The 21,739-nt window shown below is 34.3% G+C and carries 24 protein-coding genes and 1 pseudogene; 1 reads left to right on the plus strand and 24 read right to left on the minus strand.

Going from position 1 to position 21,739, the window contains the following annotated elements; translation table 11 throughout:
• Positions 1-17: 17 nt before the first annotated feature.
• Entirely contained in the window at positions 18-1,112 is a 1,095-nt protein-coding gene (bcd, locus tag ACSVDJ_RS11135) for a branched-chain amino acid dehydrogenase (RefSeq protein WP_439168780.1), read from the minus strand.
• Positions 1,113-1,263: 151 nt separating this feature from the next.
• Positions 1,264-2,973, minus strand: coding sequence for a sigma-54 interaction domain-containing protein (locus ACSVDJ_RS11140; RefSeq protein ID WP_439168782.1), 1,710 nt, complete (start codon positions 2,971-2,973; stop codon positions 1,264-1,266).
• A gap of 119 nt (positions 2,974-3,092) precedes the next feature.
• Between ACSVDJ_RS11140 and ACSVDJ_RS11145 the strand changes: the two genes are divergently transcribed.
• Entirely contained in the window at positions 3,093-3,329 is a 237-nt protein-coding gene (locus ACSVDJ_RS11145; RefSeq protein WP_094835210.1) for a DUF2627 domain-containing protein, read from the plus strand.
• Between the two features lie 52 nt (positions 3,330-3,381).
• Here ACSVDJ_RS11145 and ACSVDJ_RS11150 read toward each other — a convergent pair whose 3' ends face one another.
• The 22 genes and pseudogenes from ACSVDJ_RS11150 to spo0A all read right to left on the minus strand — a co-directional run bounded on the left by ACSVDJ_RS11150 (position 3,382) and on the right by spo0A (position 21,629).
• On the minus strand, positions 3,382-4,116 hold the full coding sequence (locus ACSVDJ_RS11150) for a glycerophosphodiester phosphodiesterase (RefSeq protein ID WP_439168783.1): 735 nt from the start codon (positions 4,114-4,116) through the stop codon (positions 3,382-3,384).
• 106 nt (positions 4,117-4,222) lie between these two features.
• Positions 4,223-4,285: pseudogene (locus tag ACSVDJ_RS11155) on the minus strand (hypothetical protein); the annotation flags it as partial.
• A gap of 177 nt (positions 4,286-4,462) precedes the next feature.
• On the minus strand, positions 4,463-5,047 hold the full coding sequence (locus ACSVDJ_RS11160; RefSeq protein WP_439168784.1) for a hypothetical protein: 585 nt from the start codon (positions 5,045-5,047) through the stop codon (positions 4,463-4,465).
• Between the two features lie 133 nt (positions 5,048-5,180).
• A complete protein-coding gene (locus ACSVDJ_RS11165; protein ID WP_439168785.1) occupies positions 5,181-5,522 on the minus strand; it encodes a hypothetical protein in 342 nt (113 codons plus the stop codon).
• 91 nt (positions 5,523-5,613) lie between these two features.
• The gene (locus ACSVDJ_RS11170) at positions 5,614-5,910 is read right to left on the minus strand and encodes a DUF3102 domain-containing protein (protein ID WP_439168787.1); all 297 of its coding nucleotides are present in this window, start codon (positions 5,908-5,910) and stop codon (positions 5,614-5,616) included.
• Positions 5,911-6,614: 704 nt separating this feature from the next.
• On the minus strand, positions 6,615-7,931 hold the full coding sequence (locus ACSVDJ_RS11175) for a phage portal protein (protein WP_439168788.1): 1,317 nt from the start codon (positions 7,929-7,931) through the stop codon (positions 6,615-6,617).
• Between the two features lie 171 nt (positions 7,932-8,102).
• Positions 8,103-9,710, minus strand: a complete 1,608-nt coding sequence (locus tag ACSVDJ_RS11180) for a terminase large subunit domain-containing protein (protein ID WP_439168790.1) — start codon at positions 9,708-9,710, stop codon at positions 8,103-8,105.
• 201 nt (positions 9,711-9,911) lie between these two features.
• On the minus strand, positions 9,912-10,304 hold the full coding sequence (locus tag ACSVDJ_RS11185; RefSeq protein WP_439168792.1) for a hypothetical protein: 393 nt from the start codon (positions 10,302-10,304) through the stop codon (positions 9,912-9,914).
• Positions 10,294-10,572, minus strand: a complete 279-nt coding sequence (locus ACSVDJ_RS11190; protein WP_439168794.1) for a hypothetical protein — start codon at positions 10,570-10,572, stop codon at positions 10,294-10,296. Before ACSVDJ_RS11190 ends, ACSVDJ_RS11185 begins: the two co-directional genes overlap by 11 nt.
• Positions 10,573-10,989: 417 nt before the next feature.
• Positions 10,990-12,084: a hypothetical protein gene (locus ACSVDJ_RS11195; protein ID WP_439168796.1), complete on the minus strand. Its 1,095-nt coding sequence runs from the start codon at positions 12,082-12,084 to the stop codon at positions 10,990-10,992.
• 62 nt (positions 12,085-12,146) lie between these two features.
• The gene (locus ACSVDJ_RS11200; RefSeq protein WP_439168798.1) at positions 12,147-12,326 is read right to left on the minus strand and encodes a hypothetical protein; all 180 of its coding nucleotides are present in this window, start codon (positions 12,324-12,326) and stop codon (positions 12,147-12,149) included.
• Between the two features lie 2 nt (positions 12,327-12,328).
• Positions 12,329-13,159 (minus strand): hypothetical protein, encoded by an 831-nt coding sequence (locus ACSVDJ_RS11205; RefSeq protein ID WP_439168799.1) that lies wholly within the window; start codon positions 13,157-13,159, stop codon positions 12,329-12,331.
• A gap of 240 nt (positions 13,160-13,399) precedes the next feature.
• Positions 13,400-13,573 (minus strand): helix-turn-helix domain-containing protein, encoded by a 174-nt coding sequence (locus ACSVDJ_RS11210; RefSeq protein WP_439168800.1) that lies wholly within the window; start codon positions 13,571-13,573, stop codon positions 13,400-13,402.
• A 92-nt stretch (positions 13,574-13,665) separates the two neighbouring features.
• Positions 13,666-14,526 carry an SU10 major capsid protein gene (locus ACSVDJ_RS11215; RefSeq protein ID WP_439168802.1) on the minus strand — a complete coding sequence of 287 codons (861 nt, stop codon included), beginning with the start codon at positions 14,524-14,526 and terminating at the stop codon, positions 13,666-13,668.
• 57 nt (positions 14,527-14,583) lie between these two features.
• The gene (locus ACSVDJ_RS11220; protein WP_439168803.1) at positions 14,584-15,000 is read right to left on the minus strand and encodes a hypothetical protein; all 417 of its coding nucleotides are present in this window, start codon (positions 14,998-15,000) and stop codon (positions 14,584-14,586) included.
• A 15-nt stretch (positions 15,001-15,015) separates the two neighbouring features.
• Positions 15,016-15,291 carry a hypothetical protein gene (locus ACSVDJ_RS11225; protein ID WP_439168805.1) on the minus strand — a complete coding sequence of 92 codons (276 nt, stop codon included), beginning with the start codon at positions 15,289-15,291 and terminating at the stop codon, positions 15,016-15,018.
• Complete coding sequence (locus ACSVDJ_RS11230; RefSeq protein ID WP_439168807.1) at positions 15,292-16,515, minus strand: GLUG motif-containing protein; 1,224 nt, start codon at positions 16,513-16,515, stop codon at positions 15,292-15,294. It lies immediately after the preceding gene.
• A 13-nt stretch (positions 16,516-16,528) separates the two neighbouring features.
• Positions 16,529-16,867: a hypothetical protein gene (locus ACSVDJ_RS11235; RefSeq protein WP_439168809.1), complete on the minus strand. Its 339-nt coding sequence runs from the start codon at positions 16,865-16,867 to the stop codon at positions 16,529-16,531.
• 2,283 nt (positions 16,868-19,150) lie between these two features.
• Positions 19,151-19,399 carry a hypothetical protein gene (locus ACSVDJ_RS11240; protein ID WP_439168810.1) on the minus strand — a complete coding sequence of 83 codons (249 nt, stop codon included), beginning with the start codon at positions 19,397-19,399 and terminating at the stop codon, positions 19,151-19,153.
• An 82-nt stretch (positions 19,400-19,481) separates the two neighbouring features.
• Positions 19,482-19,679 (minus strand): hypothetical protein, encoded by a 198-nt coding sequence (locus tag ACSVDJ_RS11245; protein ID WP_439168811.1) that lies wholly within the window; start codon positions 19,677-19,679, stop codon positions 19,482-19,484.
• 13 nt (positions 19,680-19,692) lie between these two features.
• Positions 19,693-20,664: a tyrosine-type recombinase/integrase gene (locus ACSVDJ_RS11250; protein ID WP_439169090.1), complete on the minus strand. Its 972-nt coding sequence runs from the start codon at positions 20,662-20,664 to the stop codon at positions 19,693-19,695.
• A gap of 176 nt (positions 20,665-20,840) precedes the next feature.
• A complete protein-coding gene (spo0A, locus tag ACSVDJ_RS11255; protein ID WP_439168812.1) occupies positions 20,841-21,629 on the minus strand; it encodes a sporulation transcription factor Spo0A in 789 nt (262 codons plus the stop codon).
• Between the last annotated feature and the right edge of the window lie 110 nt (positions 21,630-21,739).

A 21,739-nucleotide genomic window follows, 5' to 3' on the forward strand; every position in this document is an offset into this window, starting at 1 on the left:
AATAACTAAACAATCTTTTAACGTCTTGATAAAATATGGTGACCATTTAATAAAAATTGACTGCGAGACCCACGCATCTTCGCAATTCTTTCTTCAGCCATACGATCGGCCGCTTGATACGTTGGGATTCCGTCACGCTTAGAAATTTCGATTGCTTTTTCAATATTATTGTATATTTGTTCTACTTTTCTCATCGCACGTTCACGGTTATATCCATGAAGCTCGTCCGCCACGTTAATCACGCCACCCGCATTAATAACATAGTCTGGTGCATAAATAATGCCGCGTTCATGCAACTCATCTCCATGACGATTTTCTTTTAATTGGTTGTTAGCAGATCCTGCGACCACTTTTACTTTCAATTGCGGAATGGTATCCGAATTGATGATCGCTCCAAGGGCACACGGTGCGAAAATATCTGCTTCTACTCCATAAATCTCGTCTGGATTCACTGCTTGAGCACCAAAGTCAGCCACTGCTCGCTGAACAGCTTCTTTATTAATATCTGTAACGATTAGTTTCGCTCCTGCTTCGTGAAGATGACGGCAAAGGTGATAAGAAACATTGCCCACCCCTTGAACAGACACCGTCAACCCTTCTAATGAATCGGTACCAAATGCTTCTTTTACCGCTGCTTTCATACCGACAAAGCAACCGTAAGCCGTCACTGGAGATGGATTCCCTGAAGATCCAAAGGCTGGCGAAATCCCTGTTACATAATCCGTTTCTTCATGAATTAAATCCATATCCTCTACTGTTGTTCCTACATCTTCAGCCGTAATGTAGCGACCGTTTAAACCTTGAATGAAACGGCCGAACGCTCGGAACATTTCTTCATTCTTATCTTTTCGAGGATCGCCGATAATCACCGTTTTTCCTCCACCAAGATTAAGCCCTGCCGCTGCGTTTTTATATGTCATCCCTTTAGCTAAACGAAGGGCATCCTCAATGGCCTCTTCTTCGGATGCATACGTCCACATTCTCGTTCCACCAAGTGCTGGCCCAAGTGTCGTATCATGAATCGCAATAATCGCTTTTAATCCTGATGTTTTATCTTGACAAAAAACCAGTTGCTCGTAATCATATGTCTCCATATATTTAAAAATTTCCATTGTAAATCCCCCTCGTTTAAAATAAATGATTTTATATCTCCATTTTTAATAATGCAATTACTATGCCAATTCCTCTTAACATTGAAAACGCTTTATTTCCCATTTAGATATATGCAAGTAATTGCAAATAGCGCATTTTTTTGCATGCAACTTAATTCAAGTTATACTTTTCTAATTTATAATACAGACTTCGAATGGATATATCTAGTTTTTTGGCTGTGGCCGTTTTGTTGCCATTGTTTTTCTCCAGCACCTCTTGAATGACTATTTTTTCATAGTTGTCCATCATTTCTTGAAGAGTATCAAAAGATTCGTGTTTATTCGGCTCTTTTTGTTCATGAACTGCCCTTTTCTGCTGTCCTTCAATGACATGTAATGCATCCGTATCAATGAAGGTTTCCGTATAAGTCGAAAAAATCATCGCTCGACCTAAAATGTTTTCTAGTTCACGGACATTTCCCGGCCAATGATAATTCGTTAACTTCTGCAAAGCAGCTGGCGTCAGCCCCTTTACATTTCGTCCATAATCTTGATTTAACTTAATAATTAAACGATCACATAATAACGGAATATCAGCTTTCCTGTTTCGAAGCGGCGGGATATGTATCGGCATTCGATTCAGGCGATAATACAGGTCCTCACGAAAGCTGCCGTCAATCATCGCTTTTTCTAAATGGACATTCGTCGCTGAAATAATGCGAACATTGATTGGAATCGATTTCGTCCCACCTACACGAACAATTTCTTGTTCTTGTAGAACCCGTAACAGTTTCGCCTGAGTGTTCGCGCTTAATTCACCAATCTCATCAAGAAAAATGCTACCGTTATTCGCTTCTTCAAAAAGTCCTCTTTTACCACCACGACGGGCCCCTGAAAAGGCCCCTTCTTCATAGCCAAACAGTTCACTTTCTAGCAAAGATTCAGAGAGAGCAGCGCAATTAACCCGAATAAACTTATTGTAACGACGGTCACTTGCGTTATGAATCGCATGAGCAAACAGCTCTTTTCCAGTTCCCGATTCTCCCCTTAAAAGAACAGTGGCTGGTGTACTTGCCCCTATTTTCGCTTGTTCAATCGCTATCGTCATTTCTTCCGAGCGGCCGACAATATCTTCAAACGTATATTTTGCTTCTAGCGTTCGAATAATTTGTCTCGCTCTATTTAATTGTTTCGTCAATGACTGAATTTCTGTCAAATCATGAATGACGCCTACACTTCCCTTTAATTGTCCATCAACGATAATTGGAGCGACATTGACAACGACTTCTCGTTTTTTGGCGCCCACATTCATTTTCACCCCGCGCACAGGCTGTTTCGTTTCTAGTACTTGAAGATGAACGCTTTCTCCTTCCGATATATCCGTCGTAGCCGGCTGGCCGATCACTTCTTCTTTGCTGAATCCTGTTAATCTTGTGTAGGCTGGATTAATTAATAATCCTCTTCCCTGTTCGTCCACGACAGAAATCGCATCATCGCTTGAATAAATAATTGCTTCAAGCATCGTTTGTACTTCTTTTAAATTGGTAATTTCATTAGCTAAATTCATCACTTCGGTAATATCCTTAAACACAGAAAAAGCGCCAATCACTTCTCCTTCATCGGTAATCATCGGAATTCGGGAAGTGATAATTTTTGAATTTGTTGAAAGCTGATGCTCTTGATTAATTTCCGCTTTCTTTTCCTTCATCACTTCAGGAAGCCGACTAGTTGGAATGACAGTTCTAATATGTTGACCGACTGCTTGCTGTTTATCTACCCCAATAATCCGTTCCGCACTTTTGTTATACAAAATAATTTCCTCAGAGTGATCGACAACAATCATCCCTTCATCAATTGACTCAAAAATAAGATCATATTGCATGAACCCACCCCCACCTGCAGATTTTTGCACACTTCTATTGTAAGCAAACTAACTGTCGCTTGACAAATTTATCTAGTAGGATATGATTTTTTTGAGGAATAATTAAAGGAGCACAATAAATGGTTCGATTTATCGCATTATTAATATTAGTCATTCCAGGTTTTCTTGCAGGATTAGGCATTAAATTAATGAGAGATATGCTGTTTGGTATTTCACATCCGCTATTTCCGTTTCTATGGTTACAATTTATCGTCGGTTTGCTTTTATTTATTGGCGGATTAAGTTTTATCGCTGGCTTTATTCTTCGGCGCGACCGCAAAAATAACAAAGTACAAGATCGTTTCAAAAAATCATGAAAAAGGCTTTGCTACAATGGTTATACAAACATTGCAGCAAAGCCTTTTATTTTTACTGTCCTAGAATTGACTTTCGAATGGTGATCGCTTTTTGAGGATCATCTGTGAACATCGCGGAACACCCTTGTGTAATGAGCCATTCCATTTGCTTCTCTTTATTAACGGTATAAGGGCGAACAGCCACACCATGTTCCATCGAGGATTGGATGATGGCGCTATTGACTGTGCGAAGATTGGGATGAATCGCATTAGCCCCAATGGCTAAGGCATATTTCCATGGCATATACAAATGAGAGGAATACAAAATAGCCGTTTGAATATCGGGAGCAAGGCGGTGAAAATGAGCCAAGGAATAATGATTAAAGGAGGAAATAATTACTCGATCTTCATATTGATATTGACGGATGAGCTGAAGAACCTTTTCCTCCATCCCTTGATATAGAAATTCGTTATTTTTCAACTCGATATTACATAATAAACGGTTAGTTTTCATCCAATTAAATACCTCAATAAGCAAAGGTATCGTCGGTGCAGGTTGGATGTTTGGGTATTTGTACGAGGCTTGCAAATGCTTCATCTCGCTCCAAGTCCAATCCTTCACATAGCCCTGGCCATTCGTTGTGCGCTCTAGCTTCTCATCATGAATGACAACTAAGCACCCATCCTTTGTCATTTGAACGTCTAACTCAATCCCATCTGCTCCAGCGTCTTCAGCCGCTTGAAACGCTATCATCGTATTTTCTGGTGCTATAGCTGAATAGCCTCGGTGGGCAAAAATCAACGTCATGATACGTAATCTCCCTTTCCTACTTGTCTGAAAATAAAAAACAAGAGGTAACGATCACTCCGTTCCTCTTTATACATTGATCTAACGTATGATACTTCTAACTCTTTCAAGAAGCCTTATGTTCTAGGCGTAACTTATCTGCTACCATCGCAATAAATTCTGAATTGGTGACAAGTAAGATGAGTTAATAGGAGTATGAATGTTGATATATCAAGTCTCAAATAAATGCTTTATATTAAAATATTCTCTATTGATTGGTCATTGTTATAAGAGTTCATTGGTCAAATGTGTAACTCTTTCCTCAATCTTACTAGAAAATTTATCTATTTGTCAACGTGATATTTCATTAAATACTTTTTTCACAAGACAAAATTATTAATCCACTCTTTGTGAAATCACGATTAATCACTTTCCAATTGCTATCACCGTATTCAAACACGTAATCTAATGGAAATGTCTCTCTAGTCTTTTCATTATCTTGCAAGGTCAAAGTGATTAATCCAGTAGTTAAAATAAATTGCTGATAATTAATTCCCATTTTATCTTGATCAATAATACCGCTTATTTTAACAGGCGGCAACTCAACTTCAATAGGAATAGGTCTACCAAAATCATCAAGAATTAAATTACCATCCTCATCTCTCATATATTCTTCTTTGACTCCTCCTGGAATCTCCTTATTAAAATTACAGTGCTGCATGATAGCCTTATACTTGCTATGACGTTTAGTAATCGTTTCCGATGTAATTAAAAAAGAGACATCATCATATGTGACAACATCCCCTCTTTTCATTAAATCAAGCGTATGTATATGTCTCATTTCATTACTAGCAATTTTAGGATTAGTGATAATCCCTTTTCTATCTTCATCATTGATTTTAATATCAACCGCTGCCACAGAAAAAATTGAATCCATATCAACTTCAAACATCTAATTCCCTCCTTGCATAATTTATCCATTAAGGTTAAAATAGAATTGCCAATGATGGCTAATACTTATCAGTATCAAGCATCCATGCCTTCTTCTGGGCTGTCTCCTAGTTGAAGGTTTTTTATTGGCTTTTTTACTCAAATAAAATAAATACTTGTGATTGGCTGGCTTGCTGTTCATCCTTCTTTAACAAACGAATCTTCCTATCCAATTGATCAATTCGAGCCATGATAGAATCGGCAAAATCACTAATAGTCATATCGTCTAGTTTCAGTGAACGTAAATTGTTTGGATTGTTGGCGATGGATTCTAATATTGATAGAGCCGCTCCGTAAATAGCACGTTTATTGGCATCGCTTGAAGGATCATATTCATCTGTTGGATTCAGTCCGTTTTCTTGAAGGTATACTGATAATTCATTTTGTGATAATTTTGTTCCTGATACTTCCAATTCTAATCTTTGAAGGTTATTCATATTATCAATCTCCTTTTCTATAAGATATTCCAATTATTTTTAACTAAGATAGTTTGACTATCCCTGTTTAAACTGTGAGATAATCTCACTTTTAATCGGGACATTGTGTCCCTTTTATGCTATTTCCTGTTGATGGAATAATGTGTTGTTTTTCTCTTTGATCTTCTGATAATGTTGCTATTTCATATAAAGCTCTCGTACCCAAATGCGTGTATGTACTCGTATTCAACCTTTGATCAGAAGCAATTTTCATCATCTGCTGTGCTGTTCTATGGTTTATTTCTATTGAATCTAACCATTTACCAAATTCACCATGAACTAAATCATTCTCCTTAACGTGTTTTAACCTCCTTCCAATCTCAAATATCGTTTGTCCTGCTACGAACAATTTTCGTACCTGCTTTTTTTCGTGGGTGTGTAAAGGGATAAGATGCGGAACTCATTTTCATCATTAGGGTATCTGGTAGCGATAGTATCACCTTTAGCCGCTCCATAACTGAATATAGAAAAAGGTGGGCATAAGAACCATTATACACACATTGTAAATTAATGTAATACTTAATGAATATTTATTGATATTTATACATTATTTTAATTCCTACTAATTTTGTCAACTTCCGATAACATTGATTATGTAACTACTTATGTAAACTTCATAATTGACAAACCCTATTAAATCAACGTTTATGACACCATCTATTTTCATATACCCTCATATGTATTATAGTTATTTTTCACAATCTTTATACATAAACACCGATAAACACTATTATATCAATGATTACTGACTGCATAAAGATTGTGAACTGATTAACTGTTAAATTTCTTGATGACAAGGAATTCCCCATATTTGAGAGAATGAATGTATAAAATATGCTGGCTAAAAACGCTATATTTATGTAAAAATGAACCGTTATTCATTGATATATGAATGGTCGATCATATAACAGGTGCGTGGAAGTGGACATATACTGTAAAGCAAAAACACTTGACACATCAACATTTATCCTAAAATTTATCTAGCATTCTTCCTGGAAATTATTATAGGATTCATTTTACAACTTGGTCGGTTTGAGCGACCACAATAACACTTCACTCAACTAAAGGATTATCTTCACCTTTACCCAACAATCCCTCATCCTTCAATTTATCCAATTCTCCTGCCACATCTTGAATATACGGTGTTTTACTAATCACTGTCTCTGTTGAGATACTATTCATTTCTTTCAATGATTTCAAATTCTCAATAATCTCCTTATCATTTGAAGGCATAGCGTAATGATACACATGATTCAATGTGTTGAACTCATCGTCACCTAACACAATCCCTTTGTACTCCAACAATTTGCGAATCTTATCAAATCTATCCTCTATTCCCTCTCTCATAAATTGCTCATTCATGCCTGCTTTCACATTAGCCAACGAGAACAACAAACGAATACTCACCTCTGACAAGTTGCTTATATCCGTCTTATTCATACTAACACTAGGCGTACTACTAATATCTAGTAGCGATGATTGTAACGCTTTATATGTTGTCTCAAATGACTTAACATCTAACTGTGCTTGGAGATATTTCGCTTCCCCACCGTCATCAAGGTTAATCCCTTTACCAATAATATCGGCTGGCAATGTCTCTTTAATCGTTTGACCTACTGACAAGAATACTGGATCAAGAAACTTCTCTGTCGCTTCTGATTGCTTACTCAACAAGCTTTCCATGTTATCGAGAATAGAAATCCAATCCTCTAACTCGCTGCGACCTTCTGTTTCAGATAATTCATTCTCACTCTTATATACAACTGGTAATCCAGATAGATTAGCATATCTTCCTGTTAATCTCACCTTACCGCCTTTGTTATCGTATTGACTAACTACATCATCCTCATACACTGTGTAATAGTCAATGCCATCACTCATAAAGAACTGAACAAAGCCAATCATTTCATTGACTTCATTATACAAAGGGAATCCTTCATCGGCTCCGATAATCTTACTTTTAATAACTGCTTTGTCCATATACACATATTCAAAGCAATCCCCATACTTTAATACTTTGTCGAGGATTTTCATGTTCAAACGGTCATACTTACCTTGCTTGATGACCTTCTTATATTCCTTTACTACCTTCTCATCTCCAATCAATGTAATAGGAGTTTGAAGCAAGTAGGATTTCATAAACGATAAAATCGTCTTAGCATAATTCAACACAATCTTTCTTGCTTCATATTCCTTGCCATTATGTTTAAAATTTTGTCTATGTAAAATCTTATGGTTGCCTGAAAGATAACTTTTTAATCCCTCCACCTTATTTACTTTAGATTGATTGGTATATTCATTTACAAAATCAATAAACCACTCACTTGAACTATTATATTTCTCTTTAATATACTGTTGTAAATCCGTCATTCTCATTCCCTCTTTCTATTTTTGGCAGTGGGACATTTTGTCCTTCTGCCAAACTAATATATTGATTACCTCGGATTCCACCATTTTTTACACCCCAATACTCTTTCAAAAACTGTGCAATCCTCGCTTTCTTAATCGTTCTCTGCGACAGAGATACAATATGTCACTCTGTTAAATATCAACGTAATATTTCCCCTGTTTTATTGCCTGACAAGCCATCGCCGTACTAATCACTAAATCATCATGAAGCCCATTGCCACGCTTGTTACCCATTTTTCCCTTGTTATTTTGATAGATTTTCATTTCCTCCAACGTCTGGATACATTCTATATTAACTATGCCCATCTCAAAATATTCTTTTAAATCTTCAATTAAAATAGGCTTACTATTCTCATTTGTATGAAATCCTAATTTTACTTTTTTCCTACCTTTTTCATTAAAAACTTTATGTTTAAGAAGGTTCATATAAGAATGTTTTTTCCTTAATCGCTCTAATACAGTTATGCCTAAATTATTACGCTCCACACAAATGAAAGCATAATTAAAAAAGCGACCAATCTCATTGACCACTTTGGCAAACTCATATGTGGACACATCGTTCGCATAAAATGAAGCCATTTGTTGTCCATCTTCATTGAATATACTCATTGTACTGTTATCATTATCTCCACCACTACCACTAGCAACGTCAACTCCCGCATACATTTTCATTCCCTTTTTAGGCATATGATAAATGAATAGATTTTTATTTATGTATGGCTGCAAGGTGTCTGGTAACTCCGACATTATGTCGGCATAAGGGAATGGATCAATAACATATTGTAAACGTTCAATAATCTTCTTCGTATCGAATACGGCTTTATTTGACTCCATAAAAGCTTCATCTGGAGTAGTAGGAAATTCACGCATGAATATTTCAAGTGAATTTGATTCTATATAGTATCTCCTATACATCAATTGTCTAAAATTAGCACCGTATTTTTCATGCAGAACCTTCTCATCATGTTCCAGGTCTTTCTTGCTCATTCTTGCACCTTTGTTGTGTAACCTGAACCAATTTTCTGCTTCATCGAATGAGTGTTTAAATTGCTTTGAATACGCTTCAGCAAGCCAACTATAAAAATGTGCCTTCCACACACTCTCTTTACCTCTGTAAGCCTTCATAAACAACTCTTGATAGTAATTGTACCCCATCGCTGTGGACTCAATGATAATCTTACTATTAGGGTTCTTTGCTAACGCTGGTATGGCTGTTGCTATTAATTCCTCTTGTGCTTCTTGAGGATATTTTGCCATCTCACTAAAATGAATCAATTCAAATGTGTTACCAGAAATAGAATCCTCTCCACCTGCTGTTGCAACCATGATCCTAGAGCCATTACTCATATAAATCTCATCCCTATTGCTCAACTCTAATTTAGGAAACAAATGATTATATTTAGGATTGTCATGTGGCAATGAATTGTACATCTTCTTAATCTTTCTTAATAATGATTGAGTAACCTTATTGTGCTGCGTCATAATCATGTATGATGTATCTGGCTTTGTTATGGCTGAATAGAGCATATAAGCCAATGACCACGTTGTAAATCCGATCTGTCGTCCCTTTAAAATTACATTATATTTATCCATTGTTTTAGTAAATTCTTCTTGTTCAGGATTCAATATAAACGGTACACTTTCACCGTTGTTATCAATAATTTTAATAAAATTTTTACTGAACAATCTAAAATCACTCATAACTTTAGCGATTGCTTTATTTTTAATAGTTTTAATCATTTTTCCACCTCCAATATGTAAAGTTTGTGTATGCACTTTTTTGGATTCCCCATCTTGGGGATTCCTACTTCAATAACGAAAAAGGCAACTCATTCTTCGAGTACCCTTTGCAATATCGCCATTTTGACCTGATGTGCTTATTACTCACACGTTGAAAGGATATGCAAACTTTACATACCTTTCCCCATTTTGGCGAACCCTTTAACTTAAATCCAACTCATCCTCATCATCTTCTACTACTTCTTTAATCATTGCTTTATTAGCAAGTTTAGCGTTTGCCTGTATATCCTTTTGCATAGTTAGAAATAGACGAATTGACTTCTCATCGCCTTCCTTCGCCTTATCAACAACAATCTTATAAATATCCTCCATGTCATTGGCAACTTTCGATTCCAGCAATAGCAGCAATAAATTTTTATATTCACTTGTCCGTTCCCACTCAATAAATGAGTTTAATGTCTTCAGATCAACCATTCTTAAGAAGTCTTCTTTACTTTTTTTAGGCAACTGTTTCTGGTAGCGAATATCATGCTTCCATTTAAAATACTCGGCTTGCTTCCATGTCACACCCTTCAAAGCTTCCCTAATATTCATTTTTTGTCACCTCGTTTAACTTTAAGGAGTTTACTTTTATCTCCTGTAATCCTTTTAAAATTTCCTCGTTTAACCTCAACATTTCTTCATTATTTTTTTGGAATTGGTTAATATCTTGTCTTAAATCAGCCATATTCCTATCTAAATCAGCAAATACTGTCTTCATTTCATTAAAATTTTCATCTAATCTATCAACGTTGGATTTAATGGATTTTACATCCTTTTTAACATTTTCAATTTGATTTTTATAACGGAATAATTTAAACATTTACGATTCTCCTTTTATGATTAATTTGATTTTTTAAAAGGTTATAAATTTACACCATATATAAGGGGCTTAAACCAACTAGCCAACTTTATCCACTATCGTTCCTAAAGCCGTCTACCTAAGCCCACCCCTCTTGCTATCGCAATTCACCCGACTTAAATAAAATTTAAATATAATAGATAAAATAATAATTAATCTTCATGAGTCATGTACTTTATGACGAAATGAAAAGAGAAGGTTGCTTTTTACCTTCTCCATATACCTCCATTATTCAACTATTAAAAATTTGACACCTTTCAGATACCTATAGTAGTTATTAATATATAGGTAGTTGAAAAGTGTCGTTTTTTTATTTTGTAGCACATTTACGAAAAATCTATATATATAAATAAAAAGTAAAACTGCTACATTTCTATTTTACTTAAATAAATCCTCTACTTGATCCCAGTCGATTTCCTCGAATCTATTAGATACATCTGTTTCAGTGATTTGTGTCCGTAAATCAACTGTTTTATCATTAATAAGTAAATCAATGAGTTTTTTAATATCCTCTAGGTAATTGGGTTTTTTCCTCATCAATCTAATGAGTTCTTTCTTATTGATTAAAGACTTACCCCAATGATCTGGATTGTTTGCCTTGTAAATACGTTTCTCCGCATTGTGTAATAAATTTTCACAAACAGTTGTATTAAGATTCTTTTTATATTCTAAACATTTATCATCTTCGATAAGAAATTCCAATAATTTATCACGTTCTTTTTCTACAAACTCATCATTTACAATAATGTTATAAGCAAAATAATAATATTCAATGGAAGTTGTTTCATTAAGTAATTTCTTAACTTTACGCTTAAATTTTTTCCAATCAGCAGACATTCTGACTTGTGAAACAGTAGCATAGCCCATTTCATCTAATACCTGTGCTTCTTTTTTCATGATCAATTCTTTTTCTTCCTCGTTAGCTATATCACTAATTTCTCCTCTTTTAATTTTAGTGACTATTTCATACCAAATGACTCGTTTATCCATAAGAGCATTTAGAGCCGATTCAATCGCACTCTTAAAATTGCTATTGGTTGTATTGTAAAAGTCATAGATAATGTCATTATTTATATTGGCATATTCTGATAATTTCGTGACATTTTCCCCTGCATATCCGTAATTAATGTTGGTCATATTAATGACTTGTAAAAGTTGCCCTCGACTAATTGAAATACGATTATCTTTAACTCTTGCTAATAAATCAGCAATGAGTAATTGAATTACTTCACCATAAACATATCTACGGCTGCCTTCACTTTTACCACGATTATCAACTTTATCTTTTGGTGTTTCAAAGACTTGATCAATAAGAATGGAATGACCTGATTTTCTGTATGTACAAAATCTTTCTAATTCAATAAATTGATATTTCTTACTTTTGGTACTCTTTTTTACTTCAATTTCTAAAATCGAACACATTTCCTTATAATTTTTAAACTTTTGACCTGTATATAATTTTTCCACCTTCATAATAATTAGCTCCTCTGTTAAATTAAATTTTTAAATTAAATGGAGTGAAAAAGAGGACTAAATCAGCCCTCCAACTCCTTATACTCATCTAATGCCTTTTGCAGCGTTTCATTTTTAACATACATACTAAACATTGTTTTTGTTGCTGGATTTATTGCTCTCGTAATGTATTTGATTTCTTTATATGTTAAAAAATTTGACAACTTTTTTGAATAGCAAAAGAAAAAATCTTTTTCAGTCATGTTCATGCTCCTTCTTTGATTTTACTTGTAAAACTAGCGTAATTTTTACCCGTATAAGCCAATGACACCAATTCACTTCTATCTGGAAGTCGTTTATCTATGTATTGTCCACTTCTATTTAACTCTTTGTAATGGTTAAATTGCTTATCGGGCAACTCCAATTTAAAATCTATGTATTTTTGTAAATCATCAATTTTAATTATTGATTGAAGCTTCCCTTGATCATCCACACTTATTTTACCATTTAAATTAAATTCTTTCTGAATATCATAGAAATGTTTAGGATTATTTTCATCTAATCGGTCAATAAGAGCCGTATAGCCCATTTCTTCGAGCCATCCTGTATGTATGTCCTTAAAAAACTTATTCGAGTTGTAATGACCCTTAAATGATGAATCAACAGCAAGAATAATATCTTTACCTTTATCACTTTTAGGCAAGGGAATATCATACAATGCCATGATTAACATTAGAGTGCTAAATGGATATTTTTTATAATAATCCTTTGTTGCAGCGATTGTTTTCGTGAGATTAGGATTGATCATATGAGGATTATTTTTACTATACGGATATAGTCGGGTAACATGATTGTCGAAACACTTCACATTCTTCACAAATGCCATATCCACACCAACTAGATGATTACTGGATTCCTTGTGACGGTAAAAATCCTTGAAGTCATAAAAATAATTAACGTCCCAGTTATCACTAGTGATTTCTTTTAATAAGTTGCAAGATAATAGGGAATCGCTATCATCTCCCAATACTAAATCATTATTAAGCTCTATTTCTGTATACCATTTCGGAAACTTCTCTTTTAATACTTCTTTCATTACAATAGTGATGAGAAAAATTCTCCCACTAAACCTTTAAACTCGATAAAACTTTAAAACTCTATAAATATAAACGGTTAACTTACTAACTTTAGTTAACCTCTCCTTGTACTCGTGGCAATATTTTATTGACTATTTAATAAGATCAATAAGTGCCGATGAGTAAAGGAGTGGTAAAACGAATACTTCACTCACCAAACACCTCCTATATTTTATAATATTTTTGATTTTTTATTATTTTTATTTATTGTCTATGTAATTTTTATACTTATTGATACGTTCCTGTGACATATTGGATTTATTGTTTTCGTACATCGAGATGAGAGCATGGGAACATCCTAAAACACTCGCTAATTGAACTAATCTAATGTTTTTTCGTCTACGTTTCAGAAGGTATTCCTCTTTCTCTGTCATCGGTAATCACTCCTTTTTCTCATTTAAAAAATGTAAGTAAAAAATATAAAAGAGGATAGTTCGTGATGAACCACCCTCTAATTAGTTATGTATTATGCAATTTCAAATGATGCTGCGGCTTTACGGTTAAGCAACTTTAATCCTAGTTGTGTTTCAAGGTAAATAGATTGCTTTGAACCACTTACTGGCTCTTGTTTCCCATTGAATGGGATTAATACTGGTAACTCAAGATAATCGCCATTGACAACGAATAATTTATTAGCACCTAGTTTTTCACACAATACAAAGCGTACTTGACCGTATACAGATGTATATAAATCAGCGTCAAAGCCCAATTCTTTATCACGTGCCATAAAAGTGACATCATCAAAAGTATTTACAACTTGTTTAAGGCTTGCTGGCAAGAATACAGTCATATTATCGTTAACTCCAGCACTGTACATTTTCTCTAACATTTCGTTAAATTTAGCAGGAGTTAACGCTGTATCTGTTAATTGATTATCAGCATGAATTTGTTCAAGGATACCGCCTGTTGAGTATGTTTTAGAAGCCGAATCAAATCCTTTAGCACCATTGATTAACATATCTTCAATGTACATTTTAATAGCCTTTGTTTTATTTGCTACTTCCTTTGCCATTAGATCACTTACACCAACAGCATTACTTGCTTGAGCAGTATTGGAAACAGTAGCAGTAGCCGCCACAATCTCAAGATAGTTATTGAGCATTTCTGCGGAATCAGCAACATAATCTGGAGCGTTTCCACCTTCTGATTGTTTCTTAGCCGATAATAGATTAATACTTTCTTCAATCCATGAAACCTGAGGTGCTGTCGCCTTAACTGTCTTACCTAACATAAACGTACTGAATGGTGTTACGATTGGTGTTGTTTGAATAAGTACATCCTTTAAATCTACTGATTGACCCTCTAAAAATTTATCATGTGTAAACATATATATCATTCTCCTTTAATTTGTTTTTTGTGTAATATGTAATAAAAAACTATCCAATTAATTTAAACCGAATAGCGATTTAATCATTGTTTTTGTGTCACCTTTGTTTTTGGCAGCATTATAGACATCATCTTTCATGTGATCAACAGGGACGTATCCAGCCGATACTTTAATCTCATTGACAATCTTATTTAATGCTTCAATTGTTGTATTAAGTTCATCTGAATCATTCACTTTAATCACTGTTGTGAATTGCTCTAGGTTGTTTTCTTTTAATGTAAGAGCAACTTCCTTCTGGAACAATTCAACTTGTTTGGCTTCAATCGCTAATTCTGCTTCACTTTTTACCACTGGAAGTTTACCCTTTACTTCTTCCAATTCAGCCACCAACGAATCATAATCCTCTTTGCTAACTGTTTTGTCAGGTTCACGATGAACCTCTGTTTCTACTTGCTCATTTACTTCTGTTTCCATTTTTTGACCTCCTCCTTATACAAATTTTAATCTTACCGTATCCCTTACAAGAATCGGCTTATTATTTACACTGCCTACAAACTCGAAAATAAATTCGTTCAATTCATAGGCAGGTACATAGTCATAAAAATAGACACCTAACTTTTCTTTGTTGGTGTCATCTAAAATAAATTCTTCAATTTTTGTGTGATCATTTTTATAGATAGTTAATTTAACATCTTCTGGATCAATTGATTGCGATAAAGCATTTTTAAAATGCACCTTTAATCTTACCGTATCCCCTTTAAACATTTAAATCACCTCCACATAAGAAGGATTTTTAATCACTTGACTATTACTCATATTCTCAATTTTTATCGCTTCTGATTGGCTTGTGATAGCGTATGAATGAGCATATATAGGAATATCCCTAAATGGAGTAATCACGCTAGTATCACTATGTATAGGCTTTAAATACGATGTCAAGTTTTTAACCTTTACAGTATTCCTGTTAATTTTACTTGAAATGGGATTCATTTTAGAAATTATGTCAATTACCCTACTTCTAACTTGTCGATTGGAGTAATCAACTTTTCCAGTAATGGTTGAAATAAATGATATCGGTTCGATTGTTAACTTTTTATTTACCTCATTGGCTATATTATCCATATGAGATAGCGTATTTATTTCCTTTACTCTGCTAAAGTATATATCACTTACTAAATTTCCCATTACACTTATGACATCGACTATTTTCTTTTTAGCAACATTAGTAAAAATTTTTAAAAATGGATAATCAGAAAATCCCCAAATGTCAGTATCCCAATTAGTAAAATGTGAAGGATCAGCAAATTGTGACGTTGTTAATCCTTTTCCACCTGCCGAATCGGTACGTCCACTTTTATCAATATCCCAATAGCAATCTGTAAATGTCGCTTCATGTCCTGAATTGGTGTTAGTTCTGCCGATAAATCCTCCACCTGTATCGTTGTAATTAGTGACCAATCCAGTGGAATAACAATTTTTAAAAATGGATTTACTTGACTCATTTCCAACTAGTCCACCAATTATATATGCAGTAGACGATGATCTTACGCTTCCTGTTATTGTTGCAGTAGAGTAACAATTGCTTATAGTTGAGTTACTTGTACCGCCAATTAAACCACCGACCATATATGACCCTTTTAAGTCACCAGTTGTGTAACAATTATCCATTGTGGAGTTAGTAAAATAACCAACTAGACCACCGATAAGAGAATTGGTGCTTTCAATATTTACATTTTCAACGGCAACATTTCTTATACTTGCTCCATCTGTAAATCCGAATAAACCAATTCTATTATTGGCTGTTGTAATGGTTAAATTTAAAATTTTATAACCTTTACCATCAAATGTACCTTTGAATGGAGTCGTACTTTCTCCGATTGGATTCCACTTAAAATCAGATAAATCAATATCGTTTACTAACTCATAATTACCGCTTAAATCATTTCTAATATCGTGTAATTCTTGTGGTGTGCTGATTAATGTGACCATTTAAACCACATCCTTATAATTGTGGTACTTGGATTGTGTGATTGACTGTCAATTCATCCTCTGGTGCTTCAATTGTAAATGCTGTAAATGATTCTTCACTTAATGGAATACCGCCTGTTGACTCTTTAAAAATAACACTTTTAGCAAATGTTTTAGGTAGGGACAATTCACTTCCTTTAATGACGATAGTAATTTTTACATTATTTCCTTCGATGGTTGAAGTGACTCGATTGTCTGTTGAATCTAGTCTAATGATTGATGATCCTGTTTCGTCTTGTAATTCGATATACTTCCAATTGGATTGAATGTAGTTTCTTAAATCTTCATATGCTGCTTCTTTAATTTGTGCCATCGTAACATCCCCTTATATAAAATTTAATTTAAAATTGTAAGAAAAAAATAATAGAGAAGGAATCACCCTTCTCCAAATCAAAAAATATTAAAAAAATAGGAGGTCAGGGCTAAAGATTGTTTAGCCCATTGACAAGTTAATAAAAATACAAGAATTGTAAAACTATGTGTGAAGGAATAATCCTCCAATCATTGCCTATGGTGATCATAGATAATCATTGGAAAATTATTACGTTGTATCCATACTGATATATAAGTTTCTATTTGCTAACATTATTCATTCTTCTATCATTAACAACAAGTTTTTACATACGGCTTGAAAACTCAATAGTACCAATGGTTTTGACGTTTTTCTATTTTCTCGTTTTTAAATTTTCTCGATACTTTTTATCCGCAATTCTATCTTTTTCTTCCTTTGTAGAATATTAGGTAAAAACGACTAAAAGCCAATAACATCAACGTATTTCACGTTTAATGTGTCTTGGAATGTTGAGAAGGTGTTGATGTGTCAGTAGTTTATTTCGATTTCAATTGTCCACGTTTTATTCTATATTCTCTTTCTTTTTTTCTTTTATACTCTTTTCTTTTTTTAACAAAACACACTTGACAATATCTACTCTGATTATTAACAATTTCAATCCTTATTCCACAACATTCACATTGCTTCGTTCCTTTTAAATTTCGTTTTCTTCCTTTAGTAGACATTAAGGAAAATAGCCTAAAAGCCTTGTGCATCAACGGATTTCACGTTTAATGTGTCTTGAAATGTTGAGAAGGTGTTAATGTATCAATGGTTGGAATAGCTTCTAAACATGGACATTTATTTTATGTCTCTGCTTTCTCTTACTTCTTTTCCATATTTCTCTCTCTTTTTCTTTCCAGCATTCTTCACAATATTTAACTCTATTGTTTACTACTTCAATCCTTACTCCACAGCATTCACATTGCTTTGTTCCTTTTAAATTTCGTTTTCTTCCTTTAGTAGACATTAAGGAAAATAGCCTAAAAGCCTTGTATATTAACGGTTTTCACGTTTGCCATGCATCTAAATATTGCATCGATGTTGATGTGTCAATGGTTGATCACTGATTATTTTTATAACATTTTTTCTCATACGATACCTTCTATCATTAACAACAAACTTTTACACTGGTCATGAAAACTCAATAGTACCAATGGTTTTGACGTTTTCCTAAACCGTTACATTGTCTACTCCTATGTTTTTTTACCCTTTTTCTCAACCTTCCTATTAACAATTTTCAAAACGTTGATGTATCAATGATTTGAACGCTATTCATCTGAAAATAATTGCTGATTTTAACTATTTTCTCCCTTGAAGACTATTATCTTTTTTTACTCTATTTTTTTAAAATCCTTATGTATCAACGGGTTTTACGTTTGCTAGAATTATGAAGTATTTATCATCTATCAAAAATCCAATAGCACCAACTGTTCATCATCGTTTCTGCTTTTTCTACTATTTTTCCACTTTCTCTTTGATTCGAGTATATTTTCCCACTACCGCTGCTCGCTCCGAGACTTTGCCCCCCTAGATCACCAGAATCAATTATTTCTCTTATATTCTAAGTAATCACTTATAATCTCTAAATCCTAATATTGTCCTAGTGTATTAGGTTGCTCTGGGTTGCTATTGTTATTTTTATTGGTAATTTAATAGATTTAAGAGTGATTATGCTTGACTTGTGTTGTTCGTCCTTTTACTTTTGGTTGAGTGGTATGGACAACGGCTAGACAAGCAAAGTTGTTGCCTACGTTTCAAGATTAAAAAAAATAATCAAGAAACATAGAACAACGTCACTTTTGTATATCGGGTTATGGAATCCGTATAGCATAAGCCCTTGTTTGTCGGGGAATATTCTTCCCACCAATTCTACTCGTCTCAAATAGCCCTTGACGGTTTCACTAACTTAAATCGGTCGTCATCAAGTTAGTTACTTATGGATTGGCTTGCGAGCATATCTGCTCCTATCCTTCCTTCGATCAGCACTTTATGGCAGCCCTCTCCATTCAGCAACAACGAGAAACAAGGAACTCGCTATTTGTTGCCTATCCCCATTTTAAGCATTGGCTGGGTCGATACCTGACGTAATTTATTTACTTGTGTTTAACGGCAACCCACAAGGGATTCCCTGTCCTAAAAAAGACAATACTTAATACACCTTGCAATATCAAATTTTTTTCGATATTATAAGGACAGGGTATCCATATTTAATTGTATGGGTGAATATTTAAAACTTGTGGCTTAGAGATATTGGTCGTATCTTTAAGCCATTTTTCTTTTCATTAATTCCATCGTGTCGTCCCAATCATGAGCATCATCATCCAATCTAGGTGGCACATCCTCTACATGGAATCCACTATAATCATATTCAAAGCAACCCATAGCACTCTTTTTATCAACGTGAGGGAAATATGCTTCAAACGTGATAGGATCAAGATTTAAGACTTGTCCATTGAATTTTACGTTATACCAACCTACTAAAGTTTTCGTGAAAGAAACTTGTGTGATCATTTTAAAATCTCCTTTTTCGATTAATTTTTTAGATTAGTAGGGGATATTGGCTGACAACCTCACCCCTATATAGCAACCGCTGCTATTGGCGATTTACTTCTGAATATTTGTCCATTATCACGCTGTAAACATCCATTAAAGTACCGTATCTTTCGGACTTAACAGCATAGTCATCTTTATTAACGTCACATTCTTTTATGGCTTGCGATGTCATTTTCGTGATTTCTAGTAAAACCTCATCTAATACATTTTTGGCAGCAAACTTTTCATCTTTCGTCATTTGTTTGACCTCCTTAAATGTCCAAATTGTTTAACGGTGAATGCTTTTGATATTTCTTGCCGACTTCTCTATCGGTAAAATCTAAATAAGCTTTCATCGTCACATCAACACTAGAATGACCTAAAATTCTTGATAAAGTTGCAAAATCTCCACCGTTGATAAGATAATACTTTGCAAAATTATTTCTTAACTGGTGAGGATGGATAGCAACTCCTACCTTCCTTCCTGCTTCCCTAACACTCCGTTCAAAGTTACGGACATCCAATTTAGTACCTCTTGTTGTTGGAAAAAGATACTCACTGTCACAAAAACGGTCACGATACATAACCCAACGCTTCAAATCAGTTTTCATTTTATTACTGAAATAGACATATCTCTCCATGTGGTTTTTTGGATTGCGGATAAGTAAGGCGTTATGCTTAAAATCAATGTCCTCTGGTATCAACTCACAACACTCACCAGCACGAATCCCTGTATCAAGCGTTAGCCTACACATCATCCACGAACGATAACCGTAAAAAGTCGTAATATCCATTGTGCTTAACACTTTTTTTATCTCCTGTTCGGATAATAAAGGTTTTTTCTTACGTTGTGGCTTAATATTTTGGATATTTTCACAAGGGTTATCTTTGATGACTCTTTCTTCTTGTAAAAAGTTGAAGAATACTTTAATGTTTCTTAGATAATTGGCAACCGTTGTATCAGACAAAGGCTTACCATGATCATTCCTTCTATCTGGATAATTAATTGCATTTCCAGTTTCACTTCTTGTGACGGTGTACTTGCCACGTTCTCTTAAATGTTTAACGTAATTTCTAACATGACTAGCCTTCACTTTTTTTACATGACTCACATCATATTCTTTTTCCAAAAAGATAAAGAAAAGTTTTAGTGTTTGCTCATATGAGTGTAGTGTTTTTTTTGATAAATTTTTTGACTCACAATACAACATAAAATCATCTAACTCCAGATGTAAATTAGACAAATAAAAAACACCTCCAAAAAATTGGTTATAATCACCAATCAATTAGAGATGTTTTTTTAATGAAAATATAAAGATTTATTTATCGGTGTAAAAAAGAAGTTTATTGGCTGATACGTCACTATACCAATAATTTACACATCCTTGAAAACCTTGTTACATTAATACTTCTAACTCTTTCAAGAAGCCTTATGTTCTAGGCGTAACTTATCTGCTACCATCGCAATAAATTCTGAATTGGTCGGTTTTGCTTTCGACATAGATACCGTATAGCCAAACAAAGTAGAGATGGAATCGATATTCCCACGGCTCCAAGCCACTTCAATCGCATGACGAATCGCTCGTTCTACTCGACTAGCTGTTGTATTATATTTTTTGGCAATATCAGGATATAATACTTTCGTAATCGAGCCAAGCAACTCAATATCATTGTACACCATTGAAATCGCTTCCCGTAAATACAGATAACCTTTAATGTGAGCAGGTACTCCGATTTCGTGAATAATGCTTGTGATACTTGCGTCAAGATTGACCGGCTTTTTCTCTGTTTGTTTGATGACTGAATTTAGTGAGCGCTGAGATGCCGGATTTTCCGCACCGCTTACTTGACGAATATGGCTAACAAGGCTTTCCATGTCAAACGGTTTGAGCATGAAATAAGAGGCGCCAAGATCAACCGCTTTCTTTGTCACATCCTCTTGACCGAATGCGGTTAACATAATCACATTTGGCATTGGCGACAAATGAAGATCTCTCATTTTTTCAAGAACTGCTAAGCCGTCGACATGCGGCATAATAATGTCGAGAATCAATACATCGGCTTTCACCTCTGGCAACAGATTTAAACATTCTTGCCCGTTATTTGCCTTTGCTACCACTTCCATATCATTTTGAGAAGAGATATATTCTTCTAATAGCTTCACTAGCTCACGATTATCATCAACAATAGCTACTTTAATTTTTTTCAAAAATGCTCCCCCTCACACGTTTTTACTCCTACAATACATTCTAAATGATTTTTTCGACAAAGAGGAATGAAATCCTTTAATTTTTCCTTTTTTTTTATAATATATATTTT

Source organism: Bacillus sp. Hm123 (genome assembly GCF_051842975.2).
Taxonomy (GTDB): Bacteria; Bacillota; Bacilli; order Bacillales; family Domibacillaceae; genus Bacillus_CE.